Genomic DNA, 16,535 nt, shown 5'->3' on the forward strand with positions numbered 1-16,535 from the left:
AAAATACACAAGGTAATTGGCTTTTGCAGATGAAAAAATAGGTTTCTTGATTGTAAGAAATCAAATGCTTGATAAAATGGGCTACATTTTTGAATTGATTTTTTTTAGATTTGTCAACTTTTCAAAAGTTGACAAATCTAAGCGGGGCGGGGGGTATGAAAAGAGGGAGTTTCAACTCAATTTTTCAACTAACTCATAATCCATAGTACAATTCACGAGAATTTAATAAACATGAACATACCTTTTGTAACATTGAATAATGGCATTCAAATGCCGCAACTAGGCTTAGGTTTGTATGCACCGAAACAGCAAGATGAGGTCAAACAATCTGTTCTAGATGCCTTGGATTTGGGTATACGCTTGATTGATTCAGCGGCTATTTATGCCAATGAGAAGGAAGTTGGGCAAGGAATAATAGAATCAGGTGTGACAAGAAAGGATTTGTTCGTCACTAGTAAAGTGTGGATGGAAGACATGGGGTATGATTCTACTTTGCGAGCATTTGATAAAACCTTGAGTGATTTGGGCTTAGAATATTTGGATTTGTATTTAATTCATTGGCCTAAGGATACCGCAAGAAAAGAAACTTGGAAGGCTTTGGAAACTTTATATGATCAGAAATTATGTCGATCCATAGGGGTGTCTAATTATTATAAAAAACACCTAGAAGAGCTGTTTCTTCATGCTAATATATGTCCTGCCGTTAATCAGTTTGAATTAAGTCCATTTTGTTACATGCCGGACGAATTCGCATTTAATCAGGAAAATGATATTCAAGTGGAAGGATATGCTCCACTAGTTCGTGGTTGGAAAAAAGATGATGAGGTTTTGAACGAAATAGCTGCTCATTATGGAAAAAGCACGTATCAATTATTAGTTCGTTGGAACATTGAATTAGGAGCTGTAACCATACCAAAATCTGTCAAACGAGCGAGAATTCAGGAAAATATGGAGGTGTTTGATTTCTGTATTTCACCTGAGGATATGCAAAAACTAAGTCTGCTATATGATAATACTCGAGTAGCTTGGGATCCAAGAGATTTTTGAGGCAAAATTTAAACCTTGACAGCGTTCCAAACGCTGTCAAGGTTAACGAATAAACGATTATTTTATTGAATCAAGTAATTGATATTCTAATCTAAATCAATCACCACACCACTAGATAATGGGTGTGCAACACAAGTAAGGACATATCCTTTTTTGATTTCATTGTCTGTCAATCCGTCTTCTTCATCCATCATCACTTTTCCACTTTTGCATAAGCCCATACATGCCGTGCACATACCAGCTTGACATGAATAAGGCATATCGACATCAGCTGATAAGGCCGCTTCTAAGATAGTCTCATGGGGTTTCACCGTAACTCGGTGTTCCTTTCCTTCGTAAATAATGGTAATCTCTTGCTCTTTCAAGCTGCCATCATCCTCCGTGATTTCTTCTGTCTGGGGATTGCTATGAAATAATTCTCGGTGTATATGTTCTGTAGGTACATCAAACATAGCCAAAGCTTCTTGGATCTCATCCATCATGCCAGCAGGGCCGCAAAGGTAATAATGCGCCAAAGAGATATTCAAGCCAAACTCTTGTTTCAGGTAATATATAGTAGAAGCCTTGTTAATACGTCCTTTTAGTCCAGGCCAATTGGCCGCAGGTTTACTAATAACATGTAAAACTTGAAAACGTCCTACATTTGTCAGCTCTAATTGCTCTAATTCTTTCTTGAAAATAATTTGATCTTCATGTCTTGACCCATAAATCAAATGAATTTTGGATTGAGGCTCAGACTTAAGCAAGGTTTTAATCATGGAAATCAATGGCGTAATGCCAGATCCCGCACCCATGAAAACATAGGTTTTGCTAGCATTTGCCTCAGGCTCAATAAAGAAGTTACCCATAGGTTCAATGACCTCCAAACTATCTCCCACCTTGATCTGGTCACATAAATAATTTGAAACGGCTCCTCCAGCAATGCGTTTGACCGTAATCGCTGGGGAATGGTCAATCAATGGAGAAGATGATAAAGAATAACTACGACGTACCTTTTTTCCATCAATTTCAGGAATCACAGTTAAAAACTGTCCTGAATGATAGCTTAATGCCTCATGTATTGGATGCCAAAAATGGATCGTTTTGGTATCATTCGTTTCTTCAGTAATTTCTTTAACAGATAAATGCAAGAATTTCATGTTCATCAATTTATTCAACTACGTTTGGAACTATCCACTGTATAGTTCCTGGAATAGATTCATTATGTAATCGGTCCAAAGCTGTAACAACAAATCCTGTACCAGATTTGATCCACTTAGGGTCAATTATTATTTGTTTGCTACTTCCTTTATAAATAATATTATCTCCCTTATCCAAAGGTTCAATTTCATCTTTTTGAATCCGATACACAACGTAATAATGTGCTGGATCATTATCCAAGCTAGGCTCCCCTTCTTTCCATCGCAATATCCACTGGTCTTTTTGCTTAGTTAAGCTCACTTGATGGGGTGCCGTGGGGGCTATGCTATCTAACCATAACATGGGCGGGATTAATGCAATATGCTCAAAATGCTTGCTTCGTAAACTATCTCTCCAACCTTTCGTATTTTGACTAATTTGACGAGAGCTGAAATAAATAGCACCTTGAACCTTAGGTAAATTTCTTGAAATGTTTAATTGTTTCGTCAACTCACTGGGAGCCCATATATCACTCAAATGGTAAGCCGCATGGCCGATGTAAATAGGCCGATCAAAACTATGTTCATTCCACCAGGTGGCGAGAGCCTTGTAAGGTGCCACGCGATGCGTTGTTCCCCAATATAATTGAGGGGCCAAATAATCTACCCAACCTTTTCTAATCCATAATTCCGTGTCCGCAAATAAATCATCGTAGGACTGTAAGCCTGCGCGGGTAGGAGAGCCGTCTTCTTGATCAATACTTTGATGCCGCCAAATTCCGAAAGGACTAATGCCAAATTTTACTTTGGGTTTGGTTGATTTAACAGTTTCAGCGATTTCTTGAATGAGCATGTTCACATTTCTCCTTCTCCAATCGGCTAAGCTTTCCTCCGGAAATTTGTATTGCTGATATGTTTTTTCATCTGGAATTGTGGCTCCCTTGACAGGGTAAGGGTAAAAGTAATCATCAAAATGGACTCCATCTACATCGTAATTTTTAACCAAATTTTTGACTAACTCAGCAATGTAATGTCGAACTTGAGGTATACCAAAGTTTAATATCAATTGACCATTATATGAAAACAACCATTCTGGATGGCGTCGTGCCAAATGATCGGAACTCAAAATGGTTTTGGAAGACATGGTTGCCCGATTTAAATTTAACCAAGCATGAAATTCCATTCCTCGTTCATGACTTTCCTCAATCATGAATTCCATGGGATCATAGTAAGGACTAGGTGCCTGGCCTTGAAAACCAGATAAATAGGCAGACCAAGGTTCTGTACTTTTGGCATAAAGTGCATCGGCAGCACAGCGAACTTGTACAAATATGGCATTCATGCCTGTTCGATGATGGGAATCAATCAGGTCAATAAACTCCTCTCGTTGCTTTAGACTATTGTAATTTCTGGCAGAAGGCCAATCGATGTTTTGGACAGTTGCTACCCAAACTCCACGCAATTCCCGCTTAGGGCTTTGTGCCGCCAAGGAATGGATCAAAAAAAATAGTGCTAGAATTAAATAAGAACCCCTCATTGAGGGCGCAATTTACCTATAAATGATGGAAATTTTCTATGCTTAGTTCTTTTCGATCGAAAATAAATAACCAACACCCTTTAATGTTTTGATGTAATATTCCGGAATTTTCTCCCTCAATTTACGAATATGAACGTCGATCGTTCTTTCTACCACATACACATCAGAACCCCAAACTTTCTCTAATAATTCATCTCGGTTAAAGACCTTATTCGGGTTTTTAGCTAAGAAAGAAAGTAATTCGAATTCTTTCTTGGGCAAAACCAATGCTTTTCCTTCAAAGGTAGCGGCGTATTGTGTACGATTGATTTGTAATCCACCGATTTCAATAACATCTTGGTTATCTTCCATCGTTTCACGCTTTAGCATCGCTTTGATACGACTTACCAGAGCTCTTGGCTTGATGGGTTTGATGATGTAATCATGTGCCCCAGCATCAAATGCCGCCACTTCGGTATACTCTTCTCCGCGAGCCGTTAAAAATAGAATGAGCGCATCTTTTAATTCGGGCATGGATTTCATGCGACGTGCCGTTTCGATACCGTCCATCGCTGGCATCATCACATCCAAAATCACCAACTGAGGTTTGAATTCTTGGGCTATCGAAATGGCTTCTTTTCCATCGGACGCTTTTGCTAACAAAAAACCTTCTTTTGCTAAATTATATTCCAATAATTCTAAAATATCAGGATCATCATCTACCAGAAGAATTTTTATCGAATTGGCTGTTGCCTGGCTCATAAGATGAAATTTGTGAAGTGCCTATAAAACTTGCTGCAAATATAGAGAGGGCTATGTTACCAAATTATTAATTTTTTTCGACTAAATTTAATCATTAGCTTTGGTTTATGGCGAAAGAATCTTCCTACATTGTCCGTTTAGCCTCTGTTTTAATTTCCATTTCCATCTTGGTTTTGGGCTTATATCTATTGCAGGATTTATTGATCCTCTTGGCCGCTGCTTTAATATTGGCTATGCTTTTGCTACCATTGGCCGCCTGGTTAGAAAGAAAAGGTCTTCCTCGTTCTGTTTCCATTGCCATTTGCCTCATCATTACGGTGGCTGCTATAGCTGGAGTATTAGCTATTTTGACGGTTCAAATGGTTGAATTTGCGTCAGATTGGCCTATTTTCATTAAAAAAGCCGAATCCTATATTTCTAGTTTACAGAGTTTCTTGTCTAGAAATCTCAATATCTCTCGGAAAAAACAAATGGTGGAAATCAGTAACCAAACCATCAACTTGTTGAAGAATTCAGGAACAATCCTAACGACCACTTTCGGGACCATCATTCATTCCATCACTACCATTATTTTAATCCCAATTTTCGTATTCTTTTTCTTGTATTACAGAAGCTTTTTTGCTCAATTTTTAGAAATGGTTTTTCCTAATACGGAATCTCACATATTGAAAGGAATTATGAGTAAAACTGGTCAAGTGGTACAAGGATACTTGGTCGGATTGATGGTTGTCATGCTGATTGTTTCCATCTTAAATACCATAGGTTTTTGGTGGATTGGTGTTGATTATCCCTACTTTTTTGGCATTTTGACTGGCTTATTATTGCTAATTCCCTACATCGGTATCTGGATGGGTGCTAGTGGTCCTATTGTACTTAGCTTAATTGTGTTGAGCCCTTCCCATGCCCTAGCTGTTATCGCTTGGGTCGCAGCAGTACAGTTTATCGAAGCTAATTTTATCACCCCTGTGGTGATAGGATCTAAAGTAAGTGTGAACCCTATGGTGGCTATGCTGGCCTTATTATTGGGGGAAATGCTTTGGGGGATTCCAGGGTTGATTTTGGCATTGCCCTTGACAGCCATAGTCAAAGTGATATTTGACTATGTGCCATCATTGCAAGCTTATGGATATATATTGGGCGAAGCCCCTTCTCGTAAAAAGAAAGAAGAAATAGTGGAAACAGAAGAGAAATTAGAGGGAAAGTAGCTCCTTGAAACGAATCGACTGTCTTCTTGAAATCTCGATTTTCTCACCTTTTCCTTGTAATGTCACTTGCAGTCCTCCCGAAAACCAAGGTTCAATTTTTTCAATAAAATTGAGGTTGATAATGTGTTTTCTATTGGCTCTGAAAAAGACCTTAGGATCTAAACGATCTTCCAAGGCATTCAAGGATTTCAATACTAAAGGTTTTTGATCATCAAAAAATAAACGGACATAATTGCCCATCGATTCACATAAACGGACTTTATCCAATCGCACAAACCAGCACTTTTCTCCATCTTTGACAAATATTTGATCCTGCGCACTCAAAAAGTGCTGAGGAGAAACAGAAACTTGCTCAGGATGAGTTTTGGTTTTATTAGCTAATTGTTTTTCCAATTTTTGTACGCTTTCGCTTAAACGAGAAAGTTCAATTGGCTTAAGGACGTAATCAAGGGCATTGACTTCAAAAGCCTTTAAAGCATATTCATCAAATGCTGTGGTGAAAATTACTTCAGGTAAATATCCATCCCATTCTTCCAACCACTCAAATCCTGTTTTGCCAGGCATTTGAATATCCAAGAAAATGACATCAGGGTGTAATTCTTCAATTAAGGCCCCAGCTTCATCTGTATTAGCTGCTTCTCCTATAACTTGGATATGTGGGAAATTCTCTAATAATCGTTTTAGTTCATTTCTTGCTAAACGTTCGTCGTCGATGATAATAGCGTTCATAATAGGGTTTTTATAAAAACACAGGAATTAAGGTACAAGATAAGGTATTATTAATTCGGCAATCACTTGGTTTTTGTCGAATGGTTTTAGTCTTAGTTGAGCGGTCTCTCCAAACAATATTTTCAAACGGGAGATGGAGTTTTTCATCCCAACCCCAGTTTCACTTTCTTTGGTTTTAATGGTGCCAGGGTTAATGACATAGGCATGTAATAAATTCCCTATTTTGTGTGCTTGGATAATAATGGTGCCGCCTTTAACCGAATGAGAGATTCCGTGTTTGATGGCATTCTCAACCAAGGTTTGTAAAATCATGGGGGGCACTTCTGCTTTCACATGTTCTTTGGGGATCTGAACTTCCCAGAATAGTCGATCTTCGTACCTGATTTTTTCCAAGGAAAGATAATCCACGATTGTCTCAATTTCTTCTGATAGAGGAATGGTTTTTTTTCTTTCGGTTAACAATGAGCTGCGCAGCAGTTTTGATAATTGGTTAATCCCTTTTTTAGCTTTATTCGGATCTTCTGTGATCAATGCCCGAATACTGTTGAGCGCATTGAACACAAAGTGTGGATTCATTTGAGCGCGTAAGACCTTACCTTCTGTTTCCTGAATGGTTCTTTCCAGTTGGTCGTTTTGTCTTTCAATTTCTAATTTCCTTTGGGAGTATTGGAAGAAGAAATAAATCAACTGCCAAATGGCCAAAGGTTTCATAAAGTTGAAAAGGTATTGCAGGATAATGAAGGTATTTAATTTTACTTCATAGTTTTCTTGCAATAGGGCAAAATCCAAAGGTAAATTAAAGGCCAACAGGATAGTTGACATAGCCAAAAGGGCCTGTAAATTTCTCCTCAATAATTTAAAGAGGGGATAATTTTGCCATTGATATTTTTGGGTAATCTGTTTGTATTGATGGGTCAATAAAATGGCTAAAGAAATATTGCCCACAAAGGCATAAAGCCAAGCCCATCGCCAGCCGTATTGCATGGTGTACAATAAAGCCTCATTGAGCGTCCAAGCAAACCAGCCTGAAAATTGTAATACCCAATAAAGCTTTTGTCTCTTCATATTTACATGGAATCAGGCAAGTGCTTCAGGTGTTCTGTCAATGGACCTTTCACCAATTTAAAAGCACGGTCTGGGTAAGAGTATTGCAAATGGTATAAACAGAGATTGCTGTGTGCAAAATCATCCATTTTGTGTAAAGGTTGTTCAAACAAATGTGTCAATAAAACTCGCATAGCTCTACCGTGCATAGCAATCAAAATAGCTTGCTCTTCAGGTCTAGATAGGATTAAATCTACCACGGGTTTTTGTCTTTCCAAAACCTGTACAGGGCTCTCACCCTCCTCCGAAGGTACATCAATGTTCCCTTCTCGCCAAGTTCTGGTCAAATTTTTATAGTAAAGGTCGTCATCCGTGTTGGGCGACTTTCCTTCCTTGTTTCCCCACGAAATTTCATTCAATCCAGGGTGTTGTTCCCAGGCAATTCCTTTCTTGATAAAGCCATCTACCGACTGGTGTGTGCGAACTAAAGCCGAAGTGTAAATCTTATCTATGTACAAGTCTTGATAATGATCAAAAAATGCTTGGGCTTGTTGACGGCCTAATTCATTCAAATGAGCGTCAATGCCGCTTCCTTGTACCACCCCCATTCTATTATAATCTGTTTCTCCGTGGCGAATAAGGTAAATGTCTTTGATAGGGTGCATAAAAAAGGCGAATTGAGGTTGGAATTAGTAAATTATTGCGAATTTTAGGCACAAAAATACGAAATATATGTTTAATACATCCATCACTTCAGAACAACTAAATAGCTTCAGTAAAGGCAACATGATTGAGCATCTAGGAATCGAATTTCTAGAAGTTCACCCCGAGTATTTCACTGCCCGTATGCCAGTAGATCATCGGACCAAACAACCGTTCGGGCTGTTGCATGGAGGCGCATCGGTGGTTTTGGCTGAAACCATGGGGAGTATCGCGACTATGCTTGTTGCCAAAGATCCTGAGACCATGAAAGCCGTAGGAGTAGAGATTAATGCCAATCACCTAAAAGCTGTTCGCGAAGGATGGGTAATTGGGACTTGTTCGCCGATTCGAATTGGTAGAACCATGCATGTGTATGACATCAAGATTCACAATGAACAGGGGGATTTAGTCTGTGTAAGTCGATTGACCGTGGCGATTTTGTCGGCATAAAATTTCAATATTTGTCCTATAATTTAGATGAAGACGAACAAGTATTTATTGTTTTGTATTTCAATTCTTGCTTTCAATATCCTGATCTCTTGTAGTCAACATGCTTCTCGGGCTATTGTAGGGACTTGGGAAATAGCGCATTTAAAAATCACCATGCCCAGCTATAAGAATTCAGATAGTACGCAAAACATCGAGGTGCTAGGTAAGGATTGGGAGACCAAAATGAAAGTGAAAAATATCCAAACCACCTATGCTGCAGATGGAACCTATCATTCTTTGCACCGTAACCTTCAAGGAAAAACCACCTATGATCCAGCTGGAAGATGGCAGATTATTCAAGATACCATAATCATCCAGGATACCATTCCGAAGCGTATCACCTATAAGTTTAGATTCAAAATCAAGAAAAATCAAATCGAATATTGGGGAGTGGAAGATTTTGATCTAGATGGAAAAGTGGATGATCAGTATTATAGTAGGCAGGTGAAATTATAAGTGCTGCAAGGGAACATATTTTCAAGAAGTGTAGTTTTAATTTCTTTATCCTAAAGGAATTTCATGCCTAACATCCCCATATCTGTATTAGAACTAGCCCCCATTCCACAAGGAGGAACCGCCGCTACGGCCATTGAAAGAACCGTGGAAATAGCGCAGCATGCGGAGGCTTTGGGTTTTAACCGAATCTGGCTGGCAGAACATCATAATATGGAGTTTATTGCCAGTTCTGCCACCTCCGTTTTGATAGGTCATGTCGCAGGAAAAACATCCCAAATTCGAGTAGGTTCAGGCGGTATCATGTTGCCGAATCATAGTCCTTTAGTTATAGCCGAACAGTTTGGTACTTTGGCGTCCATGTACCCTAATCGGATCGACTTAGGACTGGGTCGTGCTCCGGGTACAGACCAACAAACCGCTCGGGTGTTGAGAAGGGATAATATGGATACGGCCTACCATTTCCCTAAGGATGTAGAGCAATTGCAATTGTATTTTAGCGAAGAAAATAGCATGGCTCAAGTGAGAGCTTTTCCTGCTGAAGGCATCGATGTGCCCATTTGGATTTTAGGATCCAGTACTGATTCCGCTTATTTGGCTGCTAAAATGGGCTTGCCTTATGCCTTTGCCGCCCATTTTGCTCCTGCTCAATTTCGTGCCGCAATAGATATATATCGCAAGAATTTTATCCCATCCTCACAATTGGATAAGCCCTACGTGATGGCCTGTGTGAATGTAGTAGGAGCAGATACAGATGAGGAGGCTGCTTTTCTTCGTAGTAGTTTAATCCGCATGTTTGTAGGAATTATCACCAACCGACGTGTACCTTTAGCTCCTCCAGGGCCATTACCAGAAGCTTACCAAATTCCTGAAATCAGAGCTATGGCAGATAAAATGTTAGCTTGTAGTTTTTATGGTAGCCAGGAAACACTTCAACATCATTTAGGCGATTTTATTGAAGAAACAGGTATAGATGAATTAATGGTGGCTACCTATATATTTGATGGGGAAAAGAAAAAGAAGTCGTATTCGATTTTGAAACAAGCGCTTTCTTCCTAGTAAAATGGATGCCTCAACGGCAGCATGATACAGGTTTTATATTAGTATATGTCATTGATGAAAAAGAAAATTCTAGCCATTGTTGGGAGTGCCAGCGAGAATTCATCCAATTTAAAGTTGGTTCAGCATATCAGTAATCTGATTTCCGACGAAGTGGAGATAGAAATTTTTGATCAATTAGCTCAATTACCGCATTTTAATTCAGAACAGTCGCAAGATAATCCGCCAGCGTTAATCTCGAAAATTCGTCAAGCTATTTTGGCAGCCGATGGAATACTCATTAGTAGTCCTGAGTATGTTTTTAGTATTCCCAGTGGATTAAAGAACTTACTTGAATGGTGTGTAGCCACAACGGTATTTACCCAAAAGCCAGCCTGCCTTATAACGGCTTCAGCCAGTGGAAAAATGGGACATGCGGAGTTGAAACTTATCATGAAAACACTTGATGCTAAGATTTCTGAAAATACTTGTTTGTTGATTTCTGGAGTAAAAGGGAAACTTGATGCTGATGGAAAGCCCTTGGATGAGGACTTGACAGTGGCGCTATTGAATTTAATCAGGCATTTTGAAATGGAACTTTGAAAATGACATAAAAAAGTCCTTAGTAAACATTCATCTCTAATTGCTAATTTTTAACTTTGGTCATTCTTATTTTAAACATGCCTAATACGCTTCCTCATACATTAACCTCTTTGCTCGATTGGGAACAGTTGTGGCAGCATACGCAACAAAAGCGCGGAGGCATGGCTGTGTGGAGATTACCCAAAAGTGATAAACGCTATTTTTTAGTAGATTCTACTGGTGGAGAGAGGTTAGGTTCTTTGGATTTGGAAACTTTCCCAGCCGGATTTTTAGTGGCTCCCTTCATTGGTCTTCCTTATTTCTTAAAAGCAGAGACTTTATTGGAAGAGTCCATTGTTCAAGAAGAAGTAGTTGGATCCTCTTTGTTGAAACCCTTGCACAATGTCGAAGAAAACGAAGAGAAGCACCAGCATTTTACGCATTGGGTAAGTGAATCAATTAAAGAAATTCAGTCAGGGCATTTTCAAAAAGTAGTACTTTCTAGAACCGACGAAGTTGAATTCCCAGGTGATTTTTCGACACTCAAGGCATTTGGGCAATTATGTCAAGCTTATCCTAATGCCTTTGTTTGCGCTTTATATATTCCTGAACTAGGAAGTACTTGGTTATGTGCTACACCAGAAACCTTAGTAGAACAAAATGCACAAGGGATTTTTCGTACCATAGCTTTGGCGGGAACCCAATCTGCCATAGATCCGCTAGGAGAGATTATTCTTCCACAAAATGCACGTTGGTCGCAAAAAGAAATTGAAGAACAAGCATACGTTTGTCGCTATATCATAGAGTGTTTTAAGAAAATTCGTTTAAGGGAATACCAAGAGATTGGTCCAAAGACGATTTTGGCAGGAAATTTATTGCATCTTAAAACGGAGTTTACGGTGGATACCCAAGCGTTAAATTTCTCTCAATTGCCCGGTATTTTATTATCTCTGTTACATCCAACTTCAGCCGTTTGCGGGACACCTAAAGAAGAAGCCATTGCATGGATTGCCAAAGCTGAAAAGCATGCGCGTGAATTGTATTCGGGTTATTTAGGGCCTGTCAATTTAGGGGATGAGATTCATCTATTTGTTAACCTACGAACCGTAAAAGTAGATCAAAGTGAAGGAACATGTCGCGCGACTTATTTTGCAGGATGTGGTATCACAGAAGATTCTGATCCAGAAAAAGAATGGCAAGAAACCGTAATGAAATGCCAAACACTTCAACGGGTTCTAGAAAATTAATGTTTAATTTTTGATTCTTCCTTAGGAGAAATTTTACCTACGATTGTCATTTTGACGGTATCAATTCTGGCATCGGTAGAGGTCAAAATTTGAAATTGAAAAGGGGCTAACGTGATGATTTCATTGGCTTTTGGAATATCTTCATATAAGCTGATCAACATGCCACCCAATGTTTCATAGTCTCCCTCAGGGAAATTCCAATCGTATTTTTCATTGAGGTAATCAATCTCATGTCGACCAGATAATAGATACGCATTCTCATCTAATTTCTTTTCCACCCAGTCTTCCGAATCATCGTATTCATCTTGGATTTCACCAAAAATCTTTTCCATCACATCTTCCATACTTACTAGCCCGGAAGTACTACCAAATTCGTCCACCACTAAAGCCAAAGATTTTCTGTCTTTAGAGAATTTAAGCATCAAATCATTCGCTGGCATAGCCTCTGGAACTATTAATATGCTTGTCAAAATGGACTGAATATCCTTGGGTTTTTTGAATAGGGCTAAGGAATGGCAATAACCTAATACATCCTCTAAGCTTTCTTTATATACTAAAACCTTGGAATGGCCAGATTCAATAAACACTTGTTTCAAGCCCTCAATACCTTCTTCCAAATCAATAGCAGTGATTTCCGTTCTAGGAATCATGCAGTCTCGTACCTTTACTTGCTTGAATTCTAATGCATTATGGAAGATTTTAGTATCTACTTCCGCCTCTTCTTCCGTAGAGACTTTGCGATTCAAATTTTGCAAATAATTATTGAGGTCAGTTAATCCAAAAGCGGGTTTTTCTTCCGAGTAATTAAGTCGGAGTACTTTCGTGATAAACCATTTAGACAAGCCCACAGTCACCCAAACAAGCGGGAACATGAGCGCATAGACAATCCAGATAAGGATGGCCAAGAATTCTAAAATAACATCAGGGTTGATTAAGAATATACTTTTTGGCGTAAACTCTGAGGTAATTAAAATCAAAATGGTGGCTACGATAGAAGCTAACAAACGAGCCAGTATTTCATTTTGAAGAAAGGGAATGTATTGTAGAATTTGATGATGCAAAAATTCTTCCATGAAAATACCATAGGCCACTAGGGATAAGGTATTTCCAATCAACATGGTTCCGATAAATCGAGAGGGAGATTGGTTGAAGTTGGAAATGATTTTGGCACTCAGGATATTTTGCTTCGCCTTAAGCTCAAAATACAATTTATTACAGGAAACGAAGGCCATTTCTACGCCAGAAAAGAAGGCTGAGAATATCATGGAAATGATGATTCCTGCAACTTGAGTGGTATATAATCCGGGATCTGGGTCCATTTAACTTAGTTTTTGCGCTTGTTACTTTTCATAGCTCGGCTACGGATATCTTGTTTGGGCTCTCCTGCTTTTTTTTCTTCTTCCTTGATGCGCAAGTTCTTGGAATATTGAAAGTAAAGGAGTGAACCTAGACCAAACATAAGCCAAACATAATGAAAGTAAATTTCTAACCAAAAATTTCCTTGGATTTCAACGGGAGTAGGAGCATTTAAATCAATGATCCAAATAATCAAAAAGCCAATTCCAGCTGATAATATAATGATTTCTTTCCTAGTCATGTGATTAAGCAGCTTTGGGTTGTTGCAATCTACGGTACATGGCCACAAACAGTCCCATAAATATCAAAATAGAACCTACCCATACCAAATTAATGTAGGGCTTTTCCAATGCTTTGATAATAATTAAATCTTGTTGGGTTGTATTAACCGCAAAACTAAATTGTTGAGTTTTAGGATTAATGGCTGTGAATTTAATTTTGATACCTGTTTCTTCACTTTCAAACGCTGGCATGGCTACCATGCCTCCTTTGATGATGAAAAGTGGGGCAAGCGAGAATTGTTGGAAATTTTTACCAAGAACTTGGAATTGCGCTTTCACGGCGGCATCATTGGGCCCTAAAGTCATATCTTCTACCGAATTCACGCGGGATACATCTTGTAAAATAGCCACAAAATCATTTAGGAATAAAGTGTCTCCAATACTCACCGTCGAGTTCACTGTTTGGCTCCATTGTTTTTCTTCTCCTGCTTCAGCAGCCAAACGAGGGTCTAGCGAAACATAGGTATAGATGTCGTGGCTCCAAGCATGTTTGACGTCCGGAGAAATGGCTGTGCCCATTTTAGGATTTACTTGCCAACGAGGATATAAAGAAACAGATTTCCCTTCGGCATTTTTAAATTCTAATTCATAATAGGTATTTTCAGGTTCTACTGTTAAGGTATCCCCTTTTTTAGCAATCAATTGACCGTCTTTTTCCACATTGCGTAATGCTACTGCATGGAAATCACCTTCAATTACTTCAAAATCTTTTCTAGGATAATAACCAGGCTTACCGCGCAATTCTATCATTCGGCCTTTATAAGTCACCAAATAATCTTGCATTTGAGCTCCTTGACCTAACCATAGTGGAAGATTCTCTTTATTTTCTTTGTTGTCATCTTTGGTAAACTGCTCCACTTTATTGGAAATAGCAAAACCAGAGCGGTTTAATGAAACTACTTTGGAATAACCAGATGAAAACAAGATTCCAATAAGCATAACCGCCAGTCCTACGTGGGCCATGGCTCCACCTACCAAATTAAATCGCTGACGAATTAAGAATATCAGGATATTGAAATTGGCAATGACGGAGAATAAACTAGTCCATAATAATAAGATATATGAAATGGTATAAACCTTGCCTAAGTTGACAAAAAGTACAGTAAATAGCGTAGCAACTAAAGCCGAGTTGGTTAGTGGTTTAAAAGAAGTAGATTCTTTTAATTTCCCCCACCAAATGTATTGCCCAACTGCACTTAATGCAGCAATGGCCAAGAAAATCCAAATTTGAATTTTGCTGTAGTGTTCAACTTGGTCAGCAGGTAAAGCAATGTTAGATACGATACCAAAGGCCTCCGCGATTTTATTATAAACGGGAATGGAGGTTGTGAAAATTAATTGGAAGGCAGATAATCCCAAAATTGAGGCCCCAACAAAAATCCAGAACTCACGTGAGTAGATACCTAATTCTTTTTTATCTACTGGTAATTGTTTCCATCTTTTTACTGCAAAAAATATGGCCACAAATAAGAAAGTTAGCATATAAATAAGCAACTGTCCGGATAGACCTAAATCCGTAAATGAGTGAACAGAAGCATTCCCAAGGATTCCTGAACGATTTAGGAAAGTAGAATATAAGACCAAAATAAAGGTGGCAATCACCAAGATGATGGAAGTCTTTAAGGCAGCGCTGGAATGCTTGTAGGCAATCATGGTGTGGATAGCACCGATGAGCACAAGCCATGGAACAAAAGAGGCATTTTCAACAGGATCCCAGTTCCAATATCCACCAAAGTTCAATGTTTCATAGGCCCAATAGGCACCCATCATAATACCAATACCAAGGATTCCAGCTCCAAATAGAGCCCATGGTAAAGCAGGCTTTATCCATTCGGTTAATTGGTTTTTCCAAAGACCAGCAATTAAATAAGCGAATGGAACTAAGGTTAACGCAAATCCTAAGAATAAGGTAGGAGGGTGAATGACCATCCAATAGTTTTGCAATAATGGGTTTAGTCCTCGCCCGTCTTTAGGAATAAAGTTAGGCTGTAAACTCCAAACTGGCAGATCTGGCTGTGCTTCACGCAATAATAAGAAAGGAGATGAACCAATTTTTAAATCGATGTAAGGAAGAATAACCCCCAAAATCATGGAAGTTAAAAAAGTTTGAACCAAGGCAAAAACGGTCATGACAGGTGCTTCCCATTTCGGGTTTTTGATCATCAAAATCACACCTAGGATGGCTTGCCAGAATATCCATAGTAAGAAACTCCCTTCTTGGCCTTCCCAATAGCATGAAATCATGAAAGCCATGGGTAATGCTTTGGAGGAGTGGGAGAAGGCGTAATGGTATTCGAAATAGTGATTGTATATAATAACAAATAAGCTAGATGCTACACCAATCACAGCTATCAGGTGAACGATGAAAATACCTCTGGCTAATTTCACCCAATCTTTAGCAGCTAGTTCGTCGGCCGTTTGAGTGGCTTTGAAATAGGAGAATGTTGCCAATAGGGCCGTTACAAAGGATATAATGACTAATAGGTGACCAACTGATCCGATTGTCTCGTGTATCATAATTGTTTTTTTGCTTCATATGTGGCTGTTGAATCAGCCGAAATTTTACCTTCCTGATATTTGGAAGGGCATTTCAATAAAATTTTATCGCAATAGAAAACCTTATCCTGCTTCATGCTACCTACCAACACGATTTTTTCTGAGCGTTCAAAATCCTGAGGCTTAGGCGCAGCATACACCACTTGATTTTCTCTACCTAGGCTGTCCTGAACAATGAATTCCAAGCGATTGGCATCCACGGCAGGATCAAAATGCATGCCGACAATCTTGCCTTGGGCATCCTTTTTTAATTTACCTACTACATGGACTTTTTGATTGGGGTCATTTTGAGATATACGCTCAGCCTCATCAAAACCTACATAGGTACTGGCATCTCCGGTAGTAATCAAAATAATTCCAATAGCTACAGCAATTAGAATCAGACCAATGATATGCGTCTTTTTCATATG

General features: G+C 38.9%; 17 protein-coding genes. 7 read left to right on the forward strand and 10 right to left on the reverse strand.

Features of this window, described 5'->3' with window-relative positions; all coding sequences use genetic code 11:
• The first annotated feature begins 231 nt into the window (after nt 1-231).
• Entirely contained in the window at nt 232-1,047 is an 816-nt protein-coding gene (locus EWU22_RS03765) for an aldo/keto reductase (RefSeq protein ID WP_130924487.1), read from the forward strand.
• A gap of 86 nt (nt 1,048-1,133) precedes the next feature.
• Here EWU22_RS03765 and EWU22_RS03770 read toward each other — a convergent pair whose 3' ends face one another.
• The 3 genes from EWU22_RS03770 to EWU22_RS03780 form a co-directional block, all read right to left on the reverse strand.
• A complete protein-coding gene (locus EWU22_RS03770; RefSeq protein ID WP_317127089.1) occupies nt 1,134-2,186 on the reverse strand; it encodes a ferredoxin--NADP reductase in 1,053 nt (350 codons plus the stop codon).
• A 10-nt stretch (nt 2,187-2,196) separates the two neighbouring features.
• The gene (locus EWU22_RS03775) at nt 2,197-3,666 is read right to left on the reverse strand and encodes a glycoside hydrolase family 10 protein (protein WP_231962698.1); all 1,470 of its coding nucleotides are present in this window, start codon (nt 3,664-3,666) and stop codon (nt 2,197-2,199) included.
• 78 nt (nt 3,667-3,744) lie between these two features.
• Nucleotides 3,745-4,443, reverse strand: a complete 699-nt coding sequence (locus EWU22_RS03780) for a response regulator (RefSeq protein WP_109322032.1) — start codon at nt 4,441-4,443, stop codon at nt 3,745-3,747.
• A 107-nt stretch (nt 4,444-4,550) separates the two neighbouring features.
• Between EWU22_RS03780 and EWU22_RS03785 the strand changes: the two genes are divergently transcribed.
• The gene (locus EWU22_RS03785) at nt 4,551-5,648 is read left to right on the forward strand and encodes an AI-2E family transporter (RefSeq protein ID WP_130924490.1); all 1,098 of its coding nucleotides are present in this window, start codon (nt 4,551-4,553) and stop codon (nt 5,646-5,648) included.
• Here the strand turns inward: EWU22_RS03785 and EWU22_RS03790 are convergent.
• From EWU22_RS03790 to EWU22_RS03800, 3 genes are read right to left on the reverse strand one after another with little or no spacing between them, the layout of a single operon-like run.
• Nucleotides 5,634-6,377 (reverse strand): LytR/AlgR family response regulator transcription factor, encoded by a 744-nt coding sequence (locus EWU22_RS03790; protein ID WP_109322034.1) that lies wholly within the window; start codon nt 6,375-6,377, stop codon nt 5,634-5,636. The genes EWU22_RS03785 and EWU22_RS03790 overlap by 15 nt on opposite strands.
• 27 nt (nt 6,378-6,404) lie before the next feature.
• On the reverse strand, nt 6,405-7,442 hold the full coding sequence (locus tag EWU22_RS03795; protein WP_109322035.1) for a sensor histidine kinase: 1,038 nt from the start codon (nt 7,440-7,442) through the stop codon (nt 6,405-6,407).
• A 2-nt stretch (nt 7,443-7,444) separates the two neighbouring features.
• Entirely contained in the window at nt 7,445-8,086 is a 642-nt protein-coding gene (locus tag EWU22_RS03800; protein ID WP_109322036.1) for a histidine phosphatase family protein, read from the reverse strand.
• Between the two features lie 67 nt (nt 8,087-8,153).
• On the opposite strand from EWU22_RS03800, the gene EWU22_RS03805 reads away from it, so the two are divergent.
• From EWU22_RS03805 to EWU22_RS03825, 5 genes are all read left to right on the forward strand, one after another.
• Nucleotides 8,154-8,573 carry a hotdog fold thioesterase gene (locus tag EWU22_RS03805; RefSeq protein ID WP_109322037.1) on the forward strand — a complete coding sequence of 140 codons (420 nt, stop codon included), beginning with the start codon at nt 8,154-8,156 and terminating at the stop codon, nt 8,571-8,573.
• 27 nt (nt 8,574-8,600) lie between these two features.
• Nucleotides 8,601-9,068, forward strand: a complete 468-nt coding sequence (locus tag EWU22_RS03810) for a hypothetical protein (protein WP_130924491.1) — start codon at nt 8,601-8,603, stop codon at nt 9,066-9,068.
• 63 nt (nt 9,069-9,131) lie between these two features.
• Complete coding sequence (locus tag EWU22_RS03815) at nt 9,132-10,124, forward strand: LLM class flavin-dependent oxidoreductase (RefSeq protein ID WP_130924492.1); 993 nt, start codon at nt 9,132-9,134, stop codon at nt 10,122-10,124.
• Between the two features lie 57 nt (nt 10,125-10,181).
• Complete coding sequence (locus EWU22_RS03820) at nt 10,182-10,706, forward strand: NADPH-dependent FMN reductase (protein WP_130924493.1); 525 nt, start codon at nt 10,182-10,184, stop codon at nt 10,704-10,706.
• Nucleotides 10,707-10,783: 77 nt separating this feature from the next.
• Complete coding sequence (locus EWU22_RS03825) at nt 10,784-11,932, forward strand: chorismate-binding protein (RefSeq protein WP_130924494.1); 1,149 nt, start codon at nt 10,784-10,786, stop codon at nt 11,930-11,932.
• Here the strand turns inward: EWU22_RS03825 and EWU22_RS03830 are convergent.
• Genes EWU22_RS03830 through EWU22_RS03845 form a run of 4 tightly spaced genes read right to left on the reverse strand, consistent with a single transcriptional unit; the run spans nt 11,929 to nt 16,532 of the window.
• On the reverse strand, nt 11,929-13,251 hold the full coding sequence (locus EWU22_RS03830; protein ID WP_109322043.1) for a hemolysin family protein: 1,323 nt from the start codon (nt 13,249-13,251) through the stop codon (nt 11,929-11,931). The genes EWU22_RS03825 and EWU22_RS03830 overlap by 4 nt on opposite strands.
• 5 nt (nt 13,252-13,256) lie before the next feature.
• Nucleotides 13,257-13,529, reverse strand: coding sequence for a hypothetical protein (locus tag EWU22_RS03835; protein ID WP_109322044.1), 273 nt, complete (start codon nt 13,527-13,529; stop codon nt 13,257-13,259).
• Between the two features lie 4 nt (nt 13,530-13,533).
• On the reverse strand, nt 13,534-16,086 hold the full coding sequence (ccsA, locus tag EWU22_RS03840) for a cytochrome c biogenesis protein CcsA (protein ID WP_130924495.1): 2,553 nt from the start codon (nt 16,084-16,086) through the stop codon (nt 13,534-13,536).
• Nucleotides 16,083-16,532 carry a cytochrome c maturation protein CcmE domain-containing protein gene (locus EWU22_RS03845; RefSeq protein WP_130924496.1) on the reverse strand — a complete coding sequence of 150 codons (450 nt, stop codon included), beginning with the start codon at nt 16,530-16,532 and terminating at the stop codon, nt 16,083-16,085. Before EWU22_RS03845 ends, ccsA begins: the two co-directional genes overlap by 4 nt.
• Between the last annotated feature and the right edge of the window lie 3 nt (nt 16,533-16,535).

The organism is Aquirufa nivalisilvae (assembly GCF_004307455.1).
GTDB classification, from domain to species: Bacteria; Bacteroidota; Bacteroidia; order Cytophagales; family Spirosomataceae; genus Aquirufa; species Aquirufa nivalisilvae.